The 4901-nt window shown below is 65.3% G+C and carries 5 protein-coding genes; all 5 read left to right on the forward strand.

Going from position 1 to position 4901, the window contains the following annotated elements; translation table 11 throughout:
- A partial coding sequence (locus Q0L94_RS16825; protein ID WP_296755577.1) for an aminotransferase class III-fold pyridoxal phosphate-dependent enzyme occupies positions 1-781 on the forward strand: 781 nt, incomplete at its 5' end.
- 79 nt (positions 782-860) lie between these two features.
- Positions 861-1514, forward strand: coding sequence for a TetR family transcriptional regulator (locus Q0L94_RS16830; RefSeq protein WP_296755580.1), 654 nt, complete (start codon positions 861-863; stop codon positions 1512-1514).
- Positions 1515-1766: 252 nt separating this feature from the next.
- A complete protein-coding gene (locus Q0L94_RS16835) occupies positions 1767-3281 on the forward strand; it encodes a TolC family protein (RefSeq protein ID WP_296755582.1) in 1515 nt (504 codons plus the stop codon).
- Complete coding sequence (locus tag Q0L94_RS16840; protein WP_296755585.1) at positions 3278-4282, forward strand: efflux RND transporter periplasmic adaptor subunit; 1005 nt, start codon at positions 3278-3280, stop codon at positions 4280-4282. Before Q0L94_RS16835 ends, Q0L94_RS16840 begins: the two co-directional genes overlap by 4 nt.
- A 28-nt stretch (positions 4283-4310) precedes the next feature.
- A partial coding sequence (locus tag Q0L94_RS16845; protein ID WP_296755587.1) for an ABC transporter ATP-binding protein occupies positions 4311-4901 on the forward strand: 591 nt, incomplete at its 3' end.

Consider the following 4901-nt stretch of genomic DNA (forward strand, 5'->3'; position numbering starts at 1 on the left):
CACGCCCGATGCGCGGCTGGCCGAAGCGGGCGAAACGGCCGAGGCCTGGGCGCTGCGCTGCGCGTCCGTGCTGGAAGCGCATCTTGCCGAACACGCCGACGAAACCGCGGCCTTCATCGTCGAGCCGCTGGTGCAGGGCGCGGCGGGCATGGCGATGTACCACCCGGTCTATCTGACGCGGGCGCGTGAGTTGTGCGATCAATATGGGGTGCACCTGATTGCCGACGAAATCGCTGTGGGTTTCGGCCGCACCGGGACGATGTTCGCCTGCGAACAGGCGGCCGTCCGGCCTGACTTCATCTGCCTCTCGAAGGGCATCACCGGTGGCTATCTGCCGCTGTCGGCGGTGCTGACGACCGACGCCGTCTATGCCGCCTTCTACGGCGACGCCACCGCGCGCGGCTTCCTGCATTCGCATTCCTACACCGGCAATCCGCTTGCCTGCCGGGCGGCGCTGGCGGTGCTGGACATTTTCGAGACCGACCAGGTCGTCGCCGCCAATCGCAGCAAGTCGCTGGAATTTACGGGTCTGCTGACAGAAGTGTCCGCTCACCCTCGGGTGCGCCACTTCCGCCAGCGCGGCATGATCTGGGCGTTCGACGTGGCGGGCGCCGGCCCCGGTTTCGCCACGCGCTTCCACCGGATGGCGCTGACGCACGGCGTGTTCATCCGCCCGATCGGCAACACGGTGTACGTGATGCCGCCCTATGTCACCAGCGTCGGCGAAATGCGCGGGCTGGCGGATGCGATGCTGAGCTGTCTCGATCATCCCGAAGTCTGAATCGGCCTGAAGGAGGCGCTTGACGTCAGGGGTTCGCCTGAATAAGATAGTTATCAGTCACTATCTAATGAGGCTGGAGATGTCTGAAGAGCTTGCGCGCAAACGGCAGGACACCGACGAACGGCGCGAAAAAATCATCCACGTGACGCTCGATCTGGCTGCCCGTCAGGGGGTCGATAAAGTGACCCCTCGGGGCATAGCGCAGGCAATGGGCGTAACGCAGGATGCGGTGTTCCGCCATTTCCTCAGCAAGGATGCGATCTGGCTGGCAGTGATGCAGTGGGTGCGCGAGCGCCTGCTGAGTGGGTTGGGACGGGCTGCCGAACAGGGGCATGATCCGCTGGATGCGCTGCAACGCATGTTCTTTGCACACATTGCGTTCATCGCGGCCCATCCGGTCATCCCGCGCATTCTGACATCGGAGCATCTGCATGGCCGCAGTACCGTACTGCGGCGGCTGGTAACCGAGACCATGCTGGATTACGAGGCGAAAATCGCGACGCTGCTGGCTGACGCCCGGACGCAGGGGCAGGCGCGCGCCGACCTCGACGTCCATGCTGCCGCCACGCTGTATCTTGGCATGATCCAGGGATTGGTGCTGCAAACCTCCATTTTGCGCGGCCAGCGCACCTTGGAGGCGCGCACGCTGGCGACGGAGGCGGCACGCACTTTCCCGGTTTTTCTCGAAGCGCTTCGCTCCCCGGCGCGCCCAATCCAGGGAACAGCCCCGTGAAACAGGCTTCATTTGCGCTCCGCTGCGCATCAATCGGGCTGCAGCCGTGCGTAGCGCGGGCCAACGCCCGGCCGTCGCGCAATCCTGGTGTTGCATCCGGCGAATATCCCGCGTATTGCGCGCAGCAGTTTTCGATCGCCTTGACGGCATGGTCTTTAATCAATGGCTGATAAACGCAATTTGAGCTCGATAATGAGTAATTGGTCACTTATTTAACGCGGATTTCATGCAAAACTCAGAATGGATGCGCTTATGAAGCCCCAGTCACGGTTGCTGCTGTTCGTCTTTCTTCTTTCCGCCTGGAAAGCGGCGTTTGCCGCCGATCCGCTCCCTCTGTGGGAGGCAATGGAGCGAGCCGCGCAATTCAACCCGGCCATTAAAAGCCAGCAAGCCGAAGTCAGCCGGCAGACGCTGGAGCAGGAAATTGCCCGCGGCCAGCATTTACCCAGGCTCGACCTGAATGCAGCGTACACACGCCATGCCTATCCGAGCTTGATCACGCCGATCCGCGAGGCCGGCGTTTTCCCGCCGATGGACCGGGATATTGCCAACATCGGCCTGGCACTGACGCTGCCGCTTTACCGCGGCGGCAAGCTGGTCGCGGGCGAAGCGCTGGCCGCGCACAGCCGCGAGGCGTCGGTCCAGGGACTGCGTGCCAGTGGGCAGGATCTGCTGTTCAATGTCGTGGCCACCTACACCAAGGCGCTGCATTTCCGCCAGCTCGGGCGGGTTATCGACTCCCGCATCCAGGTGTTGCAGCGGGAGGAAAAGGACATAGGCCTGCGCATTCGGGAAGGGCGCGCCGCGCGGCTCGACCTGATCCGGCTGCAGACGCAGCTGTCGCAGGCACGCTACGACAAGGTGTCGGTCTCGCAGGGCGAGAAAGATGCGCTTTCGCTGCTGACCGCCCTGCTGGGCGAGCGCGGGCCGGCCCCGGTTCTGTCCGCGCTGGAGGCAACGGCACCGGCTCTGCCGGCCTCGTTTGAGGCGGCAATGAGCCGCGCCTTGCAGCAGCGTCCGGATATCCTCAGGCTCGATGCCATGGGCAAGGTGGCACAGCAGAAAACCGCCATCGCCCGTGGCGACCGGCTGCCGCAAGTCGATCTGGTGGCCAGGGCGCAGGAGAGCACAGGCGGCGACTGGAACGGCTACGACGATTCGCAGATCGGCGTGCAATTGTCGCTGCCGCTGTTCGACGGCAACATCCGCAAGCGCCGGGTGGAACAGGCGGGGATCGAGCAGCGGCAAAATGCCCTGCTGCAGGAAGATGCCCACAATCGTATCGCCAGCGAGGTCGAACAGGCGTTTGGCGCGCTGGCCGAGTCGCAAGCCAGGCTGGATGCGGCCGCCCAGGGAGAAACCGAGGCCAGCGAAGCGCTGCGCATCGAGACCCTGCGCTATCGCAGCGGCGAAAACACCATCACCGACCTGCTCGGTGCCGAATCTGCCTTGTGGTCGGCTACGGCGAATCGCCTGCAGGCTGGATACGACATCACCGTGAGCCAGGCGCAGCTGCTGCGCGCCACCGGCGAACTCGCGGCAGACAGCTTCCGACCCGCCGATGCCGGCGGGAAAGCCGGCATGCAACCGTCCTTATCCGCCATCGCCCCCCGCACGCTTGCGCACTATCTCGCCTGGCACGAGGGCATAACGGCTTGCGAGGCCGACATCGCTGCCGGGAACGCGCATGCCGCGGCTATTCCCGATCAAAGCCTCACCGCAAAAAACCTTGCGGCGCACGTCATCCAGCAAGGAGCAAGACTATGAACAGGAAGATCGTCATCGGCGGGGTCGTCGCCGCCGGTATCGCGGCCGCCGTGCTGTGGAAACTCGCGCCTTGGGCGGAGCGGCCGGACGAAAGCACGCTGTTCGCCTCGGGCACCGTGGACGCGACCGAAGTCGCCGCCGCTTTCCGGGTGCCCGGCATCCTGGCCAAGCGGCCGGTGGATGAAGGCAGCCGCGTCAAGGCGGGCGACCTGCTGGCGGCGCTCGACGATCGCGAGGCCGTCGCCCGGCTGCGTCAGGCGGAAGCCGCGCAACAGGCTGCCGAGGCCCGCCTCAAGGATCTGCAGCAGGGTTACCGCGCGCCGGAAATCGCCGAAGCACGCGCGCAGTTCGAACAGGCACGCGCCAACCGGGTCAACCTTGACGAAGAGGCGCGGCGTTCCGAGGTGCTCTTCGAGGGCGGCGCCACCAGCCAGCAGCGGCGCGACAGGGACCGCACCGCGGCCGTCGTCGCAGCCCAGCAGGCGAGCGCGGCGCAGGAACGGCTCAAGCTGCTGCAAAGCGGCTATCGCCCCGAGACCGTCAACGCCGCGCGTGCGCAAAGCGGCGAAGCGCAGGCTGCCGTCGCCGCCGCCCGTGTCGCCCTGGAAGACTTGCAGGTGACCAGTCCGATAGAAGGCGTGGTTGCCCGCAAACACGCCGAGGTGGGCGAAACCCTGGGCGCAGGACGCCCGGTGGTCACGGTCACCGATATTTCCCGGCCCTGGCTAAGGGTCTACATCCCGGAAAACCAGATCGGCAAGGTGCGGCTGGGCGCCGCCGCCAGGATCAAGGTCGACACCTTCCCCGACCGCGAATTCGATGGCCGGGTGAGCTATGTGTCGTCGCAGGCGGAGTTCACGCCCAAGAACGTGCAGACTCAGGAAGAGCGGGTGAAGCTGGTGTTCGCGGTGAACGTGACCGTCGACAACCAGGATGGCACGCTCAAACCGGGCATGCCGGGCGATGTGTACATCTCGGCTGCGGGCGGGAACGGGCAATGATCCCTCTGGCAGCGCACGGAGACATGGCATGAGCGATATCGCCATCGAGGCCAGCGGCCTGGGCCGCGCATTCGGCGACATGTGGGCGGTGCGCGGGCTCGACCTGGAAGTGCGGCGCGGCGAAATTTTCGGCCTGGTGGGGCCGGACGGCGCCGGCAAGACCACCACCATGCGCATGCTGACCGGCATTCTCGCCGCCAGCGAAGGTGCGGCCACGGTGGCGGGATTTCCCATCCAGGGCGGCGAAGAGGAGATCAAATCCCGCATCAGCTATATGTCGCAGCGCTTCGGCCTGTACGGCGATCTCACGGTGGAAGAGAACCTGCGCTTCTACGCCGACCTGTACGAAGTGCCGCGGCGCGAGCGCGAGCCGCTGGAACAGCGCCTGCTCGGCTTTTCCAACCTGACCCCGTTCCGCAAGCGCCAGGCGCGCAATCTCTCCGGCGGCATGAAGCAGAAGCTCGGACTGGCCTGCGCACTGATCCACAAGCCGGAAATCCTGTTTCTCGACGAGCCCACCAACGGCGTCGATCCGGTGTCGCGGCGCGATTTCTGGCGCATCCTCTACGCCATGCTGAAGGAAGGGGTGACGATCTTCGTTTCCACCGCCTACCTCGAC

This window comes from Thiobacillus sp. (genome assembly GCF_024708915.1).